Origin of the sequence: Algoriphagus jejuensis (assembly GCF_039523455.1) — a bacterium.
Taxonomy (GTDB): domain Bacteria; phylum Bacteroidota; class Bacteroidia; order Cytophagales; family Cyclobacteriaceae; genus Algoriphagus; species Algoriphagus jejuensis.
In genome coordinates, this window is record NZ_BAAAFI010000049.1 from 99,195 (window position 1) to 118,296 (window position 19,102).

General features: G+C 48.0%; 12 protein-coding genes and 1 tRNA gene. 5 read left to right on the top strand and 8 right to left on the bottom strand.

From position 1 onward, the window contains the following. Positions 1-370: 370 nt before the first annotated feature. From ABD031_RS21495 to ABD031_RS21505, 3 genes are read right to left on the bottom strand one after another with little or no spacing between them, the layout of a single operon-like run. Positions 371-1,444, bottom strand: a complete 1,074-nt coding sequence (locus ABD031_RS21495) for a Gfo/Idh/MocA family protein (protein WP_343855016.1) — start codon at positions 1,442-1,444, stop codon at positions 371-373. Beyond that, complete coding sequence (locus ABD031_RS21500; protein WP_343855019.1) at positions 1,437-4,574, bottom strand: AsmA-like C-terminal region-containing protein; 3,138 nt, start codon at positions 4,572-4,574, stop codon at positions 1,437-1,439. Before ABD031_RS21500 ends, ABD031_RS21495 begins: the two co-directional genes overlap by 8 nt. Positions 4,575-4,626: 52 nt before the next feature. Next, a complete protein-coding gene (locus ABD031_RS21505; protein ID WP_343855021.1) occupies positions 4,627-5,184 on the bottom strand; it encodes a peptidylprolyl isomerase in 558 nt (185 codons plus the stop codon). A 137-nt stretch (positions 5,185-5,321) separates the two neighbouring features. On the opposite strand from ABD031_RS21505, the gene ABD031_RS21510 reads away from it, so the two are divergent. Beyond that, positions 5,322-6,560 carry a GAF domain-containing sensor histidine kinase gene (locus ABD031_RS21510; RefSeq protein ID WP_343855022.1) on the top strand — a complete coding sequence of 413 codons (1,239 nt, stop codon included), beginning with the start codon at positions 5,322-5,324 and terminating at the stop codon, positions 6,558-6,560. 16 nt (positions 6,561-6,576) lie between these two features. Here the strand turns inward: ABD031_RS21510 and ABD031_RS21515 are convergent, their stop codons facing one another. Together ABD031_RS21515 and ABD031_RS21520 are read right to left on the bottom strand one after the other, a co-directional pair. Next, on the bottom strand, positions 6,577-7,710 hold the full coding sequence (locus ABD031_RS21515) for a 1-acyl-sn-glycerol-3-phosphate acyltransferase (RefSeq protein WP_343855023.1): 1,134 nt from the start codon (positions 7,708-7,710) through the stop codon (positions 6,577-6,579). Positions 7,711-7,797: 87 nt separating this feature from the next. Next, positions 7,798-8,652: an alpha/beta hydrolase gene (locus ABD031_RS21520; RefSeq protein ID WP_343855026.1), complete on the bottom strand. Its 855-nt coding sequence runs from the start codon at positions 8,650-8,652 to the stop codon at positions 7,798-7,800. A 134-nt stretch (positions 8,653-8,786) separates the two neighbouring features. Here ABD031_RS21520 and ABD031_RS21525 point away from each other — a divergent pair, with 134 nt between their 5' ends. Then, the gene (locus ABD031_RS21525; RefSeq protein WP_343855029.1) at positions 8,787-9,872 is read left to right on the top strand and encodes an AI-2E family transporter; all 1,086 of its coding nucleotides are present in this window, start codon (positions 8,787-8,789) and stop codon (positions 9,870-9,872) included. 94 nt (positions 9,873-9,966) lie between these two features. On the opposite strand, the gene ABD031_RS21530 is transcribed toward ABD031_RS21525, so the two are convergent. Both ABD031_RS21530 and ABD031_RS21535 read right to left on the bottom strand, forming a co-directional pair. Continuing rightward, positions 9,967-10,048: transfer RNA gene (locus ABD031_RS21530), tRNA-Leu, on the bottom strand. A 109-nt stretch (positions 10,049-10,157) separates the two neighbouring features. After that, on the bottom strand, positions 10,158-11,579 hold the full coding sequence (locus ABD031_RS21535) for an alanine/glycine:cation symporter family protein (RefSeq protein ID WP_343855032.1): 1,422 nt from the start codon (positions 11,577-11,579) through the stop codon (positions 10,158-10,160). Between the two features lie 639 nt (positions 11,580-12,218). Here ABD031_RS21535 and ABD031_RS21540 point away from each other — a divergent pair. The 3 genes from ABD031_RS21540 to ABD031_RS21550 all read left to right on the top strand — a co-directional run bounded on the left by ABD031_RS21540 (position 12,219) and on the right by ABD031_RS21550 (position 17,271). Continuing rightward, positions 12,219-13,637: an ABC transporter permease gene (locus tag ABD031_RS21540; RefSeq protein ID WP_343855035.1), complete on the top strand. Its 1,419-nt coding sequence runs from the start codon at positions 12,219-12,221 to the stop codon at positions 13,635-13,637. After that, positions 13,638-14,645 (top strand): ABC transporter permease, encoded by a 1,008-nt coding sequence (locus ABD031_RS21545; protein WP_343855038.1) that lies wholly within the window; start codon positions 13,638-13,640, stop codon positions 14,643-14,645. 130 nt (positions 14,646-14,775) lie between these two features. Continuing rightward, complete coding sequence (locus tag ABD031_RS21550) at positions 14,776-17,271, top strand: ABC transporter permease (protein WP_343855040.1); 2,496 nt, start codon at positions 14,776-14,778, stop codon at positions 17,269-17,271. Between the two features lie 309 nt (positions 17,272-17,580). Here ABD031_RS21550 and ABD031_RS21555 read toward each other — a convergent pair whose 3' ends face one another. Then, positions 17,581-19,083 carry a RagB/SusD family nutrient uptake outer membrane protein gene (locus ABD031_RS21555; RefSeq protein WP_343855042.1) on the bottom strand — a complete coding sequence of 501 codons (1,503 nt, stop codon included), beginning with the start codon at positions 19,081-19,083 and terminating at the stop codon, positions 17,581-17,583. Positions 19,084-19,102 lie beyond the last annotated feature (19 nt).

Genomic DNA, 19,102 nt, shown 5'->3' on the forward strand with positions numbered 1-19,102 from the left:
ATTTAAGTTTAAAAGTAAAAAATTCTGCCTTCGTCTAAAGTGGACTCTACCTCTAAAAATTCAATCCTTGATGGATGACGATTTGCAGAAAAACAATTGACTTTATCTCAGTTAGGGATTTTTATTTAGAGGAAAAGTTGATTTGAGATACCAAATGAAAGTTTAAGATAGTCATCCTACAAACCGATTCCATATTCTTTAGTGGGAAATCCCGAAATTCCCTTCACTTTATTTCAACTCATCCCTGAGGAAGGTGTCTTTTTGTGGACTTGGCTTTGTGAGAGGTCAATGGTTCGCCAGCAGAAAAAAGCACTTCAGTTACAATCCAGCGAATAGTGTGCTCCGCATCCTGAACAGGAAAATTGAACAGCTAGAGTCGTACGACCTCCCCGGTTTTGACGGACTCGTCGCAGGCAAAGGCGATTTTCAAGCTATTCAGTGCATCACTCAGGTGGTCGCTGAGATCGGTGTTCTGGAGGATCGCATTCAGAAAATAGCGCTGCTCCCTGTTGCAGAGCTCTTGATGGTCGGGCTCATCAGCTACGTCGATCCATTCGTCAGATTTCAAAAACTTGTTTTGGCCATCGATTCCGGCATGGTGCACGCGGATCGCCTCGGTCTTGGTGTGGCTGTCCACGTGATCTGACTTGCCTGATGCCCCGGCATTTTTTGCCACAATGGAGACGGAGCCTTTCGGGCCGAAGACATCCTTTACAAAGAATGCAGTCTCACTGATCATCGGGCCCCAGCCCGCTTCATACCACCCGACTGATCCGTCTTCGAAGCGGATCTGTAGTTGTCCATAGTTGTAGTTGTCTGGGGCGATATCTTCGGTCAGTCTCGCTCCGATGGCGGAAACCCAAACGGGCTTTGATCGAGTCATTTGACACATCACGTCGATGTAGTGCACGCCACAGTCTACGATGGGGCTCAGGGATTTCATCAGGTTTCGGTGTACGTCCCACATGTAGCCGTGACTCTGTTGGTTGAGATTCATCCGCATGACGAGCGGTTTGCCCATTTTTCGACTTTCTTCGATGAATCTTACCCAGGAGGGATGGTGTCTCAGGATATAGCCGACGACCACTTTCTTGCCGCATTGTTGTGCCTTAGTGATGATTTTTTCGCAGCCGAGGATAGTGTCGGCAAGCGGCTTTTCGATGAAGATATGACACCCGGCATCCAATGCTTTAAGTGCAAATTCTTCGTGCGTGTCCGGGTAAGTTGAGATGCAGACAGCGTCGGGTGCGGTGTCAGCGAGTGCTGTATCGAACTCATCAAATAGCGGATAGTCCGCATTTAACGTCTCTCTGACTCGATTTTTACTTTCACCCCTGGCCACTAGTCCGCAGATCGCAAACTCGGACATGTGATGATAGGAAGCAGCATGGGCGGCGCCCATATTGCCGCAGCCGACGACAAGAATTCGGATGGGTTTAGTCATTTTGGTGAATTGGGTTTGAAGCTATGGCTGGGACACTCACGTCAAATTCTGGATCTAGAGCATCTTCCTTTGTGGATTTGCCGACTTTCATTTCATAGTCTTCTGCGCTTCCTGTGATTTTGACCGGAATTCCAAAAATCCCCAGTGGCGGTAAACCTAGTCGCAGGCCAATATTCAGATTTCCGTCCAAACTGACCTGGCCTTCGAGTCTCGGGCGGAATCCTGCGATCCGCATCTTGGTACGGGGAATGGTGATCAGGTTGTTTTCGATAGTGGTTTCGATCTCGATGTCGTTTAGTTCGGGGTCGTTGAGCTCCTCGCTTTCTGTCTTTTCGGCAACCGTGTTCATGAGTTTGAAGCCGTTGAGTTTGATCGCCTTCAATCCGAGTGTACCCCCTCCGACAATGGATTTCATGACTGGATACATGTCTGCGTCGAGCCTGCCGCTGAGCTTGTAGTCCAAACTCGCCTGACCTTCGGCATATTCGGCAAAAGATACCATTTCTTTGAAAATCGGGACTTCCTGATAAGCTCGCTGGATATCAAAATCACGGGCACTCAGCGCATAGTCAAAATTGGCAGAGAATGGAGTAGTGGCCCGGTAGAACCCTTTCATTTCCACCAGTGCACCCGCAAGGTTGAACTGGGTCTGATCCAACAGGATTTCACGGGGCGAAGTTCTCAGCTCCCCTCTGAAATCACTGATACTGTAGTCTCCAAAACGGATCGAGTCCGCACTTGCCATGATCTTCAGGTCGAGGGTGGTCGGTGGAACGATCACTCCGGTCACCACGCCGAGGGTATCGACTTTTATTGGTTCCTCTTCCCCAAAAAACATAAAATCCTCCAGATTGATGAAGTCAGTTTTGAACTCCATGGTGCCGGTAAGAATTTCTTTTTCGTCCGTCAGGTAGCCCAGGTAGTTGGTCAAGTGGCCGGAGGCGGTGACCTTGTTTTCAGAATAGCTGAAGAGGAACTCTGTGAATTCGATCTTGTCCTGATTGAAGGTTAAAGTACCCTTGTCAAGATTCACCCGCTCTGGTAAAAGGTCGGTTCGCAGCTGGATTTTTTCCATTTCTAGGGTGCCTTGATTGTCGAGGCGGCTGATTCTCCCAGCGACGGCATCGCTTTGTCGGCCCTTTAGCGTCAGATCGGTTGCCAGATAGCCTTCGATTTCCATTCCATCCACTCCGAATACCTGATATAGTTTTCCCAAATTCAAGCGACCGTGGGACTGCAGGTCGTACTGGATATCGTCTAAGTTTTCCAAGTTTGCCGTGATCGAGAAGGGATTTCCGAGAAAGGAGAATGAGAACGGCTGGACTTCAAATTTGAGGTCGGCAAATTGGTAAGTGGTATTCACCACCGAGAGTACACAGGAAATATCCTGGATCGCTTCGGGAAAGTAAGGAGTGAGGACAAACCCGTTCTGAAGGGAAAAATCAGCTTTGACTTTTGGTAGCGTTTTTTGTTCGGGTCGGTAGTTTCCTTCCGCCAGGAGATCTAGTTGAAGCTTGCCCGCCAACTGATAGCCCGAGTCCAAGGGGTAGAATTTTGGAATGTTGGCTAAGTCAAAATTGCTTTGAATTTTCGCGTCGATCCGGCTGTTGTCTCTTCCCAAATAGCTGAGATGCCCGTCGGTGACGAGCTCGATCACTTGAAAATGCAGGCGCTTCATCTCGAAGTTAATGTGGCTTAGCAAGCTGTCTGGTGAATTGGCGGAAATTTCGAATTCCAGATCCTTGACAGGTTCGGGCAAGTCCGCCCAATGCAGAAAGCCATTTTCGAGTTTTGCTGAAAAATCGAACGCAGGGATGCTTTGGATAATTGGATCAGGGTTTCTTAATTCATTGGGATCGGGAGCAATGCTGTAATTCCCCTTCGCGTGAAACCCAAGTTCAATTAGGCCGCGATAGTCAATTCCCGCGAAGCCTAGCGCAGCGTGAAGTTTGCCTAGATCGATCTTCACTTCCAAGTCAGAATCGATGCGCATGGGATTGAGATTTTCCAAATGCAGTTCACCGTGGAGATAGCCGTCGCCAAGCGTAAAGCCGACACTGTCCATGTCAAAAACAAGCTGATTGGGATCAAGCTCGGGGATTCTCAGGTTGATTCGGGCGTTCAATTGTTCGATTCCCGGACTGGAGGGGGAGTTGGAGATTATTCCATCATGCAGACTTACGTTCAGCGCCAAGCCGGGAAATTGGCTTTTTTCGGGAAGGTACAATCCCTGAAACGAGCCTACGATGTCGCCTTTTCCGCCAAACCTCGCTTGCTCAAAACTGGGCATAAACTCCCTCGGAACCAGCGATAGCATGTCTTTGAGCTCGGCGTCGAAGGATTCCAGGATGAAGTTCATGTCGTATCCTCCTGGGATAAATTCGAAGGCCCCTACGAAATTCAGAGGGAGGTCATTGATTTTTAATGCGTTTCTTTCAAAAGTGAGTGCAGTGGTTTCCGTGTTGATACGCGTCAGGAGGTCTGCAGAAAGTCGGTTTCTGTTGAAGATCGGTAGTTCATCGTAGACAAGCTTAAATTCACCAATTTGAATATTACTTTGGAGATTGAACTGCTCGTCTACCAGGGTGCCGTTGCCGCGATAGTTGACGGCATTCGCTTCACAGATCATGTCCATCGAGGTGTCGTGGTAGACAAACCTGCTTTTTTCCAGAAAAAAATCATCAATTTCCAACTCAAATGAGCTTGAATCGCTGGCCGTGTTTTCTGATTTGCTGATGGGGAAAACGTCGAAGTTGGAGTTGCCCCTTACGTCTCGGAGGATTTTTACCGTAGCTTGGTTCAGGTAGATTTCGTTGATTTTGAATCGCTCCGAAAAGAGAGAGGAAACCCCGACACCAAAGGCTAACTCCTCGGCATATAATAGCGTGTCGGCGGCAAAAGGCTGGGATCCGCCGACATACAGCTGATCCAGAGAGAGAGTCAATGATGGAAAATGTCTGAAAAAACTCAGGTGGACCTCCTCAAATCGTAAGTCGCCAAGCACCTGCTGTTGGAGTGTTTTTTCAAGTTCGATTTTCAGTTTTTCTTGGAAAAAGACAGGGAAAACCGCCAGGAAAATCAGGATAAATGCTGCGGCACCCAAGCCAAACCTCAATAATTTTGATCTCAAAAATCGGTTCATTTTAAAAAAAGCGGGTAGTTGTTTGCTTAGGCATTCCAGTTCATTTCAATCCGGCGATTTCTTCCTGACTGAGGTAGATTATGCTGACTTTCAAAGTAAGGGGAATTTCTGGTTCGTTGCTAGCGTCGCGCTTGACTGAGACGATTTTATCGACGATTTCCATGCCCTTGATCACGTGGCCAAAGACGGTATAGTCTCCGTCCAAGCGAGCTAGTCCCTGGGGATTTTGAACGATGTAAAACTGACATCTGGCAGAGCGTTTTCCCGGATTGTCATCTCGGCCGGCTCCGACCGCGCCGTACACATGTTTTAGCTCAGGGTGAAATTCAGGATCCAAAAGATACTCGGGATCCGTAAATCCTGCGGGCGTATCGGGGCATCCGCCTTGCGCAACAAAGTTGGGGATAACCCGGTTAAATGTCAACGAGTCCCAATAGCCAGCATCCGCCAGTTCGATGAAACTATCTCTATGCTTGGGGGTACGTGCGTCTAGGGCAATGAGGATTACTCCTTCTGGTGTGATGATTTGGCCGACGGGAAGTTTTTCCACTGGGAAAAAAGAGATAAGCAAAAGCTGGAAAATCAGGATAAAATTCATGATCGGAAGAGTTGGCGATTTTGAAGGAGGTGATTAATATACATATTTCAGGATGGTAAATATATTCTCTACAAGGTTTCCGTTGAATGGGGAACCTATAGCTCATTTGACGTATAAGTCAGCATATAATAGCTAAGATGGACAAAGAAGGAATTTCTCAAAAGCAAGCAATAGACATGATGTCACCGATCCCAGCCAATGAAATGCAGCGTCTGTTGGCGCTAAATGAGCTGGAGTTGGATTATTCTGACTTGGATAAGTCATTTGCGGATTTGACCCGGCTTGCAGCGAAGATAGCCGGCACTTCCATCTCTATGATCAATTTGATTGATACCTATACCCAATGGAGCATTGCTCCCTATGGTGTTGATATCAAGAATACGCCGAGAGAAAATTCAATCTGCCAATACACCATTTTAGAGGGAAATGCAGAAGGAATGGAAGTAGCCGATCTGTCGTTGGACGATCGATTCAAGAAGCTGAGCTATGTAACAGAAGCTCCTTTTCTCAAGTACTATTTTGGACTTCCGCTTAAGATCAAAGATGACCTATCCATTGGGTCGCTTTGTGTCCTCCATGACGACTACACAAGATTAAGTAAAGAAAAAAAGGAAATGCTGGAGATCATCGCGGGTGAAATCGTCAGTAGGATCAAGATTGGATATGAGCTTAACACGCTGGGGAGGAAAGTTCAGGAATGTACCTCGATCAAAAACAATGTGGTTCATGACATCCGTGGGCCGATCTGGGGGATAGTCGGACTGGCCGAGATCATCCAACTGCAGGGAAATGAAAATAGCTTAGAGGAGATTCTGAACTACATCGACCTGATCCAAAAAAGTGGAAAGTCGGTACTTGATCTAGTGGATGAAATATTGTCACAAAGTACCGAGCCCGAACAGCCCACATCGCATGAATTTACCCTGGTGACGTTGAAGGCAAAGCTGTTGGACTTGTTTGGTCCTCAGGCAATCATTAAGAATGTGGAACTGACCTTCGAGGTCGGTGAACAGGATGCCGAGGCGGCATTTCCCAAAGCCAGCATCCTACAGATCATGGGAAATTTGATTTCCAATTCGATCAAGTTCACCCCCGATGGAGGCCGAGTCACTGTGCGGTTGGATTTGGTGATTTCTGAAAGACAGCGGACACTCAGATTCCGTGTAAAGGACAACGGAGTCGGAATGGCTGCCGAGAAGATCACGCAGATACTTGGAAATAAAGGAAGCTCTTCCGCAGGAACATCCGGAGAAAAGGGATTTGGATTTGGCTTGCGTCTGGTTCAGCAATTGGTGGCTAATCTACATGGTCATCTGCTGATCAATTCTCAGCCGGGTCAGGGAGTGGAGATTGAGCTGAACCTTCCATTGTCCTGACCGTTCCAAAGGGCGCTTATTTTGAATCGGCTTTGAGACTGTTGTTTACCGGGTTGGCATACATGGCCAAGAAGCTATTGACCAGAAAGGGATTGCTGGTGTCTACTTTTCCGTAAAGTCTCTTTTCGAAGTCCTGCTTTTGCGCTGCAGTATAGAACTGTGCAAATCTCGAATCCCCACTCAGCAGGTCATGGGCAATATAGTTGCTTGGCCAAAGCTTGTAGCCGCTCCAGATTCTGAGATCGATCAGGGCAGCGAGCTGGGCGAATTTTTCCGGTTGTGATGTTTCGGTCTGTGAGATTTCCTTGATCTCCTGATTTAGGACTCCATTGACTTGGATGTGGATCCGTTTTTTGGTGCCCATGATTCCCCGTAGCAAATTGATAAAGTCCTCATTCTCACTCTTGACGTACTTTTCATCTCGCGATTTTGCCAACAACTCCGGCATTTTCAGATTGTCGGTAGGATCGTATTCGTAAGAGATTGAGATCGGCACTACGTTGATTTTTTCAAAAAACCCGAAAGGGTTTTCCCCTTCTTCCGTCAAGGTCAGCATCTTAAGTACACCCTTGTGTGTGGCGTCATTGCCGTCTTTGGTCCTGCCTTCCCGTTGTGCAGTCCAGACGGAGCGGTTCTCTCTCAGCAGTGATTTTGCGATAAACTCTGAAGCGATCAAGGAGCTTTCGAACAGCGCTCGTCCCGATAGTCCTCTGCGGATGGCGAAGTTTCTGTTGATTCGGGAGAGTGTATGAAGGAACGGCTTTTTGATGAGGTTGTCACCGATCGCCGAGGTGGTCATGATCAGGCCTTTTTCATACAAACAAGCGTTGAGAAGCGAGGTGTCCAGGATGATGTCCCGGTGATTGGAGATGAAGAGGTAAGCCGAATTAGGCTCCAAAACTTCAAAGCCTCCCGTAGTCAGTCCATCGGAGCTTTTCTCGAGGACTTTCATCAGGCCTGGGTAGATGAAGTTGATCTGAAAATCTCTGAGTGAATGGGTGTGCCGCATGAGGTCTTTCCAATGCGAAGGGTTGTCGTCTGGAAAGGTAAAATTCATCATGGCATCCAGCATCGGATCGTCGATTATCTTTCTGATCGCGGCATTCGCTTCGGAATCGTAAAAAGGTCTTATCGAATCAAATTTGGACATATCGGGGTGATGTTGCTACCGCAAAAAGCAAAAATTAGCTGAATAATTGAAGCTAAATTACCTAAACGAAGGGCTCGATGTCCTTAATTAATCGCGTTTCAGGTATTTATCGATGAATAGCAGATGGAATGGGAGCGCTTCGGTCCAATACGTCCAAGTGTGCGCGCCCGGGCGCTCGATGTAATCGTGGGGTGTTTCGCTCTCCAGGAGCAATCGGTGCATTTGGCGGTTGGTTTCGATGAGGAAATCGTCGACGCCACAGTCGATGATCAATGCCAGTCCATTGGCTTTTATTTTGCTTACCAAACCCACCGCTGTAAATGTGCTAAACGTCGGAGCGTCATAGGTCAAGTCCGCCCCCAACATTGCTTTTTGTCCATCTTGTCGGAGTTTTCTGAAGTCATCATTCACCTTCCACAAGCGGGTGTCGATATTCATGACGCCGCTCATGCTACCCGCTGCGATGAAAAGTTCCGGATGTTTCGCAGAAAGTGTAATTGCTCCGTGGCCGCCCATCGACAGACCTGTGATAGCTCTGGATTCTTTTTGGGCGAGAGTCCGAAAGCTCTTATCAATGTGAGGAATCAGTTCGTTTATTATATAGGTTTCGTATCGCACCGAATCCAACATCTGACTGTCATAGTAGTAGCTCGATGGACCTACGCTTGGGGTGACGATGATCATGTCGTATTCCTCGGCCAAACGACCGACCAAGCCGGGTTCAGTGACTTTTCGATGCCAGTCGCTAAAGGATCCACTACCACCATGAAGCAAATAGAGGACAGGATATCGTGTGCTTTCGGCGGCGTAGGAAGAGGGAGTGGTGACAGCGGCTTTGAGGTTTTTACCCATCGCCGGGCTGAAAACCTGAATGGTGTCCGTTTTGGCTTGGCCAAACGCTACTATCGGAAGAAAAGCAAAGAGGAAAAAGCAGCGAAACATCGTCGGATTGGTTTTGGGTTTTGAGATTGGAAAATAAGGAAAGTTGTGGAGGATTCATTTCTGACTTCGAAAAGGGTGACCGAAAACCGAGCAGATTGGGTTATTTTCAGATTATAAATTGGACCTAAGGAACTATGAACCGCCTGCAGCAAGCAGCCTATTCTCTGATCGTTTTGGTATTGGGAGCTTTTGTTCTTAAAGAAGGCGCGTTTATCCTGGTACCGCTGGTTTGGGGGATATTTTTTGCTTTCGCTTTATACCCGATTTCTTCCTGGTTTGAGAGAAAACGCCTGCCGAGAGGGGTTGCCATTTTCCTCAGCATCCTGTTAATAGGGGTGGTCGCAATGGGGATTTTATACCTGCTGATCAACCAAATGGTTGGGCTGATCAAAGAAGTGCCTGCTATCGGTGAAAACCTGGAAGTAAAGCTAAGCAACTACATGGAGGAGCTCAGTCGACTGTTTGGGCAGGACTTGATCGATCCGGACAACAAGTCGGACTTGCTGCCTTCGCTGCCGAGTGGCAACTTCAATGAGACGCTGCTGGCTACCGGTAAGTCGCTGACCTTGATCGGGATTGTTCCCCTGTTTAGCTTTTTACTGTTGTACTACAAAGATTTTTTCATTGAATTTTTGGTTCGCTATTCTTCCAAAAACAAAGAATCTGTCATCATTTGGGCCGAGGAATCAGGAAGTGTCATCCAGTCCTATCTAATCGGGATGGTAAGAGTCACGGGAATTGTAGCTGTTTTGGCAGGGATTTTCTTCTATCTGCTGGGCATCAAATATTTTATTCTGTTTGCCTCATTTATCGCTTTAATGAACCTCATTCCGTATGTGGGCGTGTTTGTGTCTTCGTTTTTTGTAGTGCTGTATGTATTCCTGACCACCGATTCTGTGTTCTTCCCTATCTTGACTATTGCGGTGCTTTGGGGCATTCAGCTTTTTGAAAACAACATCATCACACCTCTGGTGGTCGGCTCAAAGGTCAAAGTAAATGCCCTTGCCGTGATTATTGCGATTCTGCTGGGGGGCTGGCTCTGGGGAATCTCCGGGATGGTGCTCTTTATTCCGCTTGCCGGGATTTTGAAGATCACGCTCGAACGAAATGCCGACCTGAAGCCCTTTGCCTATCTGCTGGGTGACGATGTTCCAGTCACTGAAGAGTCGGAGAATTTTTGGAAAATATTGAGGAGAAAGTTTTTCAGAAAAAAGGATTGAAGTTTTTGGGTTCTTTCTCCAATCCCAGTTTTAATAGATTAAAACGGCTTTAAAAAAGAAAAGCAGACCATTAAGGCCTGCTTTTTAACGATTGTGCGGATGAAAGGATTCGAACCTTCACACCCAAGGGCGCTGCCACCTGAAAGCAGTGCGTCTACCAATTTCGCCACATCCGCATCGTATAATCGATTTGCAAATAAAGTAAAACTCCGGCGTTGAAACCAAGCGAATTTTTCAGAAAATCGATTTTTTGGTCAAGCTTTCAGAAAGGAGTTTGACTGCCAGTTACTTCCAAAGATCGGTATTTTCGATGCCCACGTCTTTCGCGACGAAAACAGGAGTTTTTCCTTCCTTCCTTTGTTTTTTGAAATCTTCCCAGGCCTTGAAAGCAGGTTTCCTGAGCAGGATAATCGCGATCATGTTTAACCAAGCCATCATGCCCACCCCGATATCCCCAAGGAGCCAGGCAGTCTCGGCTGTCTTGATCGATCCATAGTAGGTTGCACCTAAAATCGCCACTTGCAGTACTTTTACCGCCCATTTGGAGGATTTATTCCGAGTTAGATAGCTAAGGTTGGTCTCCGCAATAAAGTAATAGGCCATGATCGTGGTAAAGGCGAAAAACAGCAAGGCAATAGCTACGAAGCCTTCGCCGATCAAAGGGAAGTGGGTTGCAATCGCACGCTGGGTGAATTCGGGTCCAAATTCAACACCCGGAAGGTTTTCAATGATAAACCCACCTTCCGGATTTACCACATTGTACTGACCGGTGAAAATAATCATCAGCGCAGTAGAGGTGCAGACAAACCAAGTGTCCACATAAACTGAGAATGCCTGAACCAAACCTTGGGCTGCCGGGTGAGTGACTTCCGCCGCGGCCGCCGCATGTGGAGCAGTACCTTGACCGGCTTCATTGGAATAGATTCCACGTTTTACTCCCCAGGCGATGGCCATGCCAAACACGCCGCTAAAAGCAGCTTCCAGATTGAAGGCTGATTTAACGATCAAGGCAAACACCGCTGGCACTTCGGTGATGTTCATCAGGATGATAATCACGGCCATCGCTATGTATGCGATCGCCATGAATGGCACGACCACTTCAGCGACTTTACTGATTCGTTTTACCCCGCCCAGGATAATAAGGCCGAGGAAGAGTGTGACGATAATGCCTGTGTAACCGACGGGGATTTCAAAGGCTTTGAATGCACTCAGCGCGATGCTGTTGCTCTGCACTCCCGGAAGGAAAAACACCGTACTGATGATCGTGGCCAAGGCAAAGAGTACTGCGTACCACTTCATCCCGAGGCCGCGTTCGATGTAGTATGCCGGTCCACCGCGGTATTGCCCGTCGCTGACTTCCTTGTAGATCTGTCCGAGGGTGGATTCGATGAAGGCGGAGGAAGCTCCCAGAAATGCAATGGCCCACATCCAAAAGATAGCACCCGGGCCGCCCATGGCGATGGCAGTAGCTACGCCGGCGATATTTCCCGTACCCACTCTACCCGAGATAGCAATAGCAAAAGCCTGGAAAGAAGAAACCCCTTTTGCGGAAGACTTTCCTCCGAAAAGCAGGCCAACCATCTCTCTGATATAGGTGACTTGATTGAATTTCAGCGCAAAAGAAAAATAGATGCCGACACCGAGGCACAAATAGATCAATGCGTCACTCCATATTATGCCATATATCGTATCAATAATCTCTTTCATCTAATGGGTTTGTTTGGTGGGTGGATTTTGTTTTTTGGAATTCAAGGGTTGAATTAGGGAGTAAATAGCGTAAAAATTATCAGAAACTTGATAGACGGGGTTAAAAATGATCCATTACGGCTCTCGTCTTTGGAACTCAGGGCGGATTGGTGGTATTTCCGAAAAGGCACCCTCAACCTCTGGCAGTTTTTTTGGTTTCGAGGGGTCTTTGTTGCTGTCATTCTCGATGACTTGCGTGATGACGTTCCTGAAAATTGACCGAATTCGCACAAGTTTGTTCGCTTAGTTTTGATTCATCTTTCCGAAAACGTGGAATACTCCGCTTATTTGGGGTTCGCACAAAGGCACAGAAATGGAACAAGGGTAAAGGGCAAGGGTAGGACGCTCGACGACAGTATCAAGTATCAAGCCGCTAAACATAAGTCATAAGACCAGTGGGCCAAGAACCAAGAGATTACGTCAATGCGGGTGATCCTGATATTTTGGGAGAACGAAGCAATCTTTATGAAAGAATTATAAAGTATTGCTTGTCCAGTCACTTCGACGATAGGCGAAGTCTCACTGAACTTGCCGCTTCACGTGCGAGATTTCTCCAAGCGTTCGAATTGACTTCAACCTAATTTTTAAATCCCAGAAACCATGCTCAAAAACTACCTAAAAATCGCCTGGAGAACGCTGATGAAAAATCGCCTCTATACCTTTTTGAATGTGTTTGGGCTGACATTGGGCATCAGTGGATTCTTCATGATCAGCTTGTTTATCCAAGATGAGCTGAGCTATGATCGGTTTTTTCCCGAGTCTGGAGATGTTTTTCGGGTGACTTCGCATTGGGGGGACTACACGGCATCTGGATATGCCACCGCGCCACCGCCCCTGGGAATCAGAATTCAGTCGGATATACCGGAAGTCGAGGCAGTTACCCGATTGCTAAAATGGAATGACTTCACCATTCAACCGGGTGAGGGAGTCAATCAAAATCAGATATTCCGGGAGAGCAAAGTGTTCTATGCCGAGCCTGGGTTTTTCGAAGTATTTGATCTGCCTATAGCTGCGGGCAGCAAAGAAAAAGCACTGACAAATCGGGATCAAATCGTGATCACCGCATCCATTGCCAAGAAATATTTTGGGAATCTGAGGCCTGAGGATGTGATCGGAAAGACGCTGCTTATCGGCAGCAACGAACCCACTGCGGGTCAGGTTACAGCAGTTATTGAAGACATTCCCTCCCAGTCTCACTTGGATTTTGAAATGTTGATTTACGATCCAGACATGCATCGGGAGATCTTCCAGATGGAAAATTGGAGTTGGTCGATCCTGTACACCTATGCTAGATTTCCTTCAGAAAAACGGCAGGCAGTCGAGAGCAAGCTGGGTCAGATGGTAGCCAAGTTTGCGCTTCCCTCTCTTGATGACGGAGCTGAGAATTCGGACTACAACCTTAAACTGATGCCCGTGCAGGGTATTCACTTGCAGTCGCACTACCTCCGGGAGATGAAGCCCAATAGCTACGAAAGCTATGTTTATATTTTTTCGCTGGTTGCCGTCTTTGTGTTGCTGCTGGCTTGCATCAATTTTATGAATCTGGCAACCGCCAAGGCCGGACTAAGGTCGATGGAGGTCGGCGTGAGGAAGGTGCTGGGTTCGGACAAGTCGCAGCTCGTCGCGCAATTTCTGACAGAAGCTTTTCTGTTGGTCATGGTGAGCGTCTTGCTATCCGTTGTGGTGACGGAGCTTTGCAACCCGATATTCAATCAGATTTCCGGAAAATCCATCGACTTCAATCTGAAGCAAAATCCGATGATTTGGGGAATGGTTCCGGCTTTGATTGTGGTCTTGACGTTGATTTCAGGCTTTTACCCGGCATTCTATCTTTCCTCATTTCAGCCGATCTCGGTGATGAAAAAGCAGCTAGGTCTCGGCAAAAATTCCCACCGGTTCCGAAACGCTCTGGTGGTATTCCAGTTTGCTACGTCATTGACTCTGATCATCTGCGCGCTCTTGGTGCAGCGGCAGATGAGCTATATCCAAAACACCAACCCGGGTTTTGACCGGGATTAGTTGGTCATCATTCACAATGACGGGGAGATCCAAAATCCTCAACGGGAAGACTTTAAGTCCCGGTTGGCGGCAAGCACGCAGGTGGAAGACATTAGTTTTTCGACCGGGATTCCGCTGGCAAACGAGTTTCAGATGCGGTCTTTCAGGCTGCCGACCGAAAGTAGGGACGAGGGCATGAACTGGTATGAAGCCGATGCCGACTACTTGGACACCTATCGCATGGAGCTGCTGGAAGGTCGCAACTTCGCGCCCACCGCCGGTGCGGACAGCGCCAAAGCCATCATCAACGAACAAGCCGCGCGTCAGTTGGGGATCTTGGACAATGCCATCGGGAAACTGATCGTGAAGAACAAAGGTGCCAACGACGAGAAAACCCTGGAAGTGGTAGGCTTAGTCAAGGATTTCAATTTTGAATCTTTCCGGAATGAGATCAAACCGCTGGTGATCGAGTACATACACGATTATTTCCTTCGGGACTACATCACCGTGAAGGTGCAAGCCGGGGCAATGGAGGAAGGAATCGCAGAGTTGAACAAGGCTTGGAAAGCCTATGAACCCCGCGTACCGATGAATTATACCTTCTTGGATGAGGATTTTGGGCGGGTTTATGAGTCTGAGATGAAGATGGCCGACCTGCTGAAAGTGCTGACGGTCATCTCGATCCTGATTGCCTGTCTGGGCTTGTTTGGATTGACGTCCTATACGACCCATCTGCGTACCAAAGAGATCGGAATCCGGAAGGTTTTTGGGGCGACAGTGGCAGAGATATTTGTGATGCTTTCTGTCTCTTATTTGAAGCTGTTGGCGATTTCGACGGTCATTGCGGTTCCGCTGGCTTGGTATTTTATGGATCAGTGGCTGCAGGATTTCGCCTTTAGATCCGGGATCGAGATCTGGGTTTTAGCTGCGTCTGCCTTGGCTTGTTTTGGCCTAGCAATCTTGACCATTTTCTTTCAATCCTATAAAAGCATTCAGGCCGATCCGGTGGATAGTCTGAGAAGCGAGTGAAGGGAGTACAAAGAACGATGTACGAAGTACCAAGTATCAAAACATTGCATTTACGGTTTATAATTTACAAGGCCTTGGATAGTGGGGAGGTGGAGCAAGTGATTCCGACGTCGTTAACTCGTGTCAATCCGTGCGGATTCGAGGACCCTTTAAGTATCTGTCTTCCAAAGGGGGACGCTTAGGGGACAGTCTTCCCACCTTTACCACCTTGCCACTTTACAACCCAAACTTCCCATCTTTCAATCTCAACACCATGTGGACAAACTACCTTAAAATCGCCTGGAGAAACCTGCTTAGAAGCAAAGTCTTTTCTCTGATCAACATCGGCGGTCTTGCCTTGGGGCTGACCTGCTGCATGTTGATACTGCTCTATATCACAGACGAAGCCAGCTTTGACCGCTTTCAGAAGCAGGGCGCGGATCTTTATCGGATCAAGGTCACAGTGACATCGGAGCAGGACACGATGAAGATGGCCAGTACCAACGCCATTCATGGGCCGACCTTCAAGATAGAGATTCCGGAGATCAAAGAGTCGATCCGCACCCAATCCCAAAATACCGTTTTCAGAAAAGGAGATGAACTTCTCAGTTCCCAAGTACTGTTTGCAGACCCGGATTTTTTCAAAATCTTCAGTTTTCCCCTGCTCAGTGGAGACGCGGAGACCGTGCTGTCCGATATTGGGTCGATCGTCCTGACTGAGGATATGGCCAAGTCCTACTTTGGCATAACCGACGTCGTCGGCAAAGTCATCGAGATTAAGTTGGGAGAGGATTTCGAGGCATTTACCGTTTCAGGTGTGGTGAAGTCGATCCCGCAAAACTCTTCGATTCAGTTTGACAGCATGATATCCTTTCTTTTTCAGGAGGAAAAGGGCTGGACTGATTCGGCTTGGATGGGCTTCTACATGAACACCTTTATCCTGCTCGATCCCCGGGCAAATTATCAGGCGGTGGGGGATAAGATGGATCGGGTTTTTGCCGCTCATATCAAAGAGGGAGACTCGCCCGGTGATGGGCAGAAGGTCAGCTTTAGTCTTCAGCCCTTTTGGGATATTCATCTCGATGCGGACATTTCCGGTGATCGGAATGGTCTGGCGCACAGTAGTAATCCGGTGTATTCTTACATCCTGGCCGCCATCGGCTTCTTTATCCTGGCGATTGCCTGTATCAATTTCATCAATCTTGCGGTGGCGAGATCGCTCAAGCGTGCGAAGGAAGTCGGCATCCGAAAAGTAGTCGGCGGCAAGCGAAAACAGCTGATTTTTCAGTTTCTGACTGAGTCATTTCTTTTGACCTTTCTTGCTTTCGTCTTGGCATTCCTACTCACTCGATTGGTTTTGCCGACCTTCAGTGATTTGGTCATCAAACAACTGGCGATTTCCTATCTCCTAGACGGGCAGACTATATTTCTGTTTGTAGCCTTGTTTGTGCTCACCGGATTGATTGCGGGGTTTTATCCGGCGTTGGTGCTGTCGGGTTTCAGCCCTTCGAGCAGTCTCTACCAGCGTGGCAAACTCTTGCAGCAAAACTACCTCACAAGGGGCTTGGTTGTATTTCAATTTACGCTGTCTATCTGTCTGGTCGTCGGGACGATTGTGATCTTCTCCCAATTCAACTACCTCACCACAATCGATCTGGGTTATAGCGATGAAAACCTGGTCAAGCTTAACGGCTTCCGGGGAGTGAAAACAGACCTAAACATTATCAAGGAGGAGTTTGAGGCCCTGCCAGGGGTAGCTGCTGTGTCTGCTTATAACGGCAACTACAACGGCACCGGTGCCAAAGTAGACGAGCGGTCGGTTAGTTTCGGATACATTGGTGTGGACGACAAGTTTCTATCAACGCTGGAGATTCCTTTGGTGGAGGGGCGAAATTTCTCCCAGGAATTTGCTTCTGATCCAACCGAATCGATCCTCGTCAATGAGGCCTTCCTTCGGGAACTTGGTTGGACAGAAGCCGTCGGCAAAGAGCTGAACTTTGAGTGGAAGAATAAGAAGATGACGATCGTCGGCGTGATCAAAGATTATCATTTTGCTTCGCTGAAGGAAAAGATTGAACCGCTGGTCTTGACCCAAGATCCTAGCTATGGCTTGCAGACACTTTTTTTAAAGTTGCAGCCGGGCAATCACACTGAGACGCTGAAGTCCATCGAGGCGGTTTTCAGAAAACACGTGCCCCTGATGCCTTTTGACTACAGCTTCGAGGAGCTGAACAACCTCAAGCGCTACGAGCGGGAAGCCCGATGGAAACAGATGATCACGGCCGGTGCGGCCTTGTCCATTTTTATCTCCTGTATCGGACTGTTTGGCTTGGCGGCGTTCAATACCGAGACCCGGACCAAGGAGATCGGTGTACGCAAAGTCATCGGAGCTTCGGTGTTCGGGATTGTGACCCTGCTTTCGATGGATTTTGTCAAGATGGTGCTGATCGCGATTACGATAGCCTTTCCGATCAGCTACTACGGCGTGCAGATTTGGCTGAAAGAGTTCGCATATCAGATCGAGCTTCAATGGTGGTTCTTTGCGCTGACCGCCGTGCTGGGAATCGGCGTGGCAATGCTGACGGTAGGCATAGAAGCGCTACGTGCGGCACGAATGAATCCGGTGAAGAGTTTGAAGAGTGAGTGAAGGAGACGTCACTGCGAGCGACGCGGGAGCGAAGCAATCATTATGTCAGGAGTGAGTGGTAAGTAGTGGCAAGTGGACAAGGGAGCGAGATGGGACGAACTCCCCTTGATTTCCAAAGCCAATTTTGAAATGGGATCATAACCAAAGGGGCAGGGGCCCCGAAGGATTTCGGGAGGGGTTTTTACGAACTACCAGAAATGCCTAGAGTCGAAAACCAAAAAACAAGACGAACCCACCGGAAAAATCAAACCTGCTCTTTCAAGGAGCAGGCTTGATTCGTAAATGAGTTAAAGGCAGATCTCCGGCCAATCAATATCCGGGGTTATTCGGTGCCAAATTAGGATTGATTCGCAACTCAGAGGCCGGTAATGGCATCAGGTAATCACGTGAAGAATCAAAATTATCATGCGGCTCCAGACTGTTTGGTCCGGTGAATACCTCTTTCCCCATATCTCTTCGCTTGATATCGTACCATCTTTTCCACTCAAATGCCAGCTCGAGTCTCCTGTCTTCCATCACCAGATCAATGAAATCACCGCCAGTCATCCCAGGGGCGACATCCGCCGGAAAGTCTGTTTGAGTGCCAGCCCAGTTTCTTGCTCTTGCTCTGATCTGGTTAAGGTATCCGACCGCTTCATCTGTAGACCCACTGATTTCTCCCAAAGCTTCAGCAGCGATCAGCAGCACTTCAGCATACCTGAAATCGGAAAAGTTGTGGTCAGAATAGCGTCCGATCGCATTGCCGTTTCCAAAGTCTCTTGCCCACTTGCCGATGTGTGGACGTTTGGTAGAGAAGTCGGAATAGGGATGAGCCACCCCGTCTACCATCAAGGTATCGATGAAGCTAACCTTCTTTCGATAGTCTCTCGCATCCCAATTGTCATATACATTCATGCTTGGGACGGATACCCCATATCCTCCGGTCAGATTAAGCACCAATACCATCGGTACCAGAGAGTCGTCATTGTTGCCGCCAACATTTTGCTGGCCGAGGAAGTCAAAGGCGAAGATGGTTTCCTTCAGCGAGTTGGCAATCGATCCTTTGAAGTTGTCTTCATAGTCTGCCTCCAGCTCATATCCAAATAAGGCCTTGTTATCAATCACAAATTTCGCCTCAGCATATGCTTCCTGAAATTCTCCCAAGGTCAAATGCACCGAAGCGAGATAAGCCGCCGCCGTACCGGCAGTGGGACGCGTACGGATGTTGTTCTTTTGGGTATTTGGAAGCCATTTCTTTGCAAATTCGAGATCAGCTTTGATTCCGGCATAGATCTCGGCTTCTGGAGTTTTTGACGTGGTCTTTAAACTTGCGGGGTCAGTGACAGCGAAATCGATGTAAGGCAAATCACCAAAATTGCGGACCAAGTGATAGTAGCTGAATGCGCGGATAAACTTCGCTTCTGCGATCAGGGGATTTATTTCTGCCTCAGAAAGTCCGAGACTCATGCCTCCTGCCTCAGCAGAGTTTGCTGCATTGATGGCCTGAAACCATTGTGGCCAAAACTTAGTCACCATCCCGTTGTTTGAGTCCATGTTGAAATCATTCATCTGTATCCGCTCTGCCGACGTGGCGCGGTTACCGATATCCACCATGTCGCCCCGGAATTGGAGGGCGCATATAAATTGTCTTCCGAAAAGATTCTCGGAGGCAATGACTCCATAGGCTCCCAGGACGGCAGTTTCTACGTCTTTACGTGTCTTGAAAAAGGTCTCCGGCGCAAACACTCCGATGGGCTTTTCATTCAAATCTGCACAGGCTGAAATCGATAGCATCAACCAAACAGCTAAGATTATTTTTTGTGTCGTTTTCATGATTATGATGTTTGGGTGA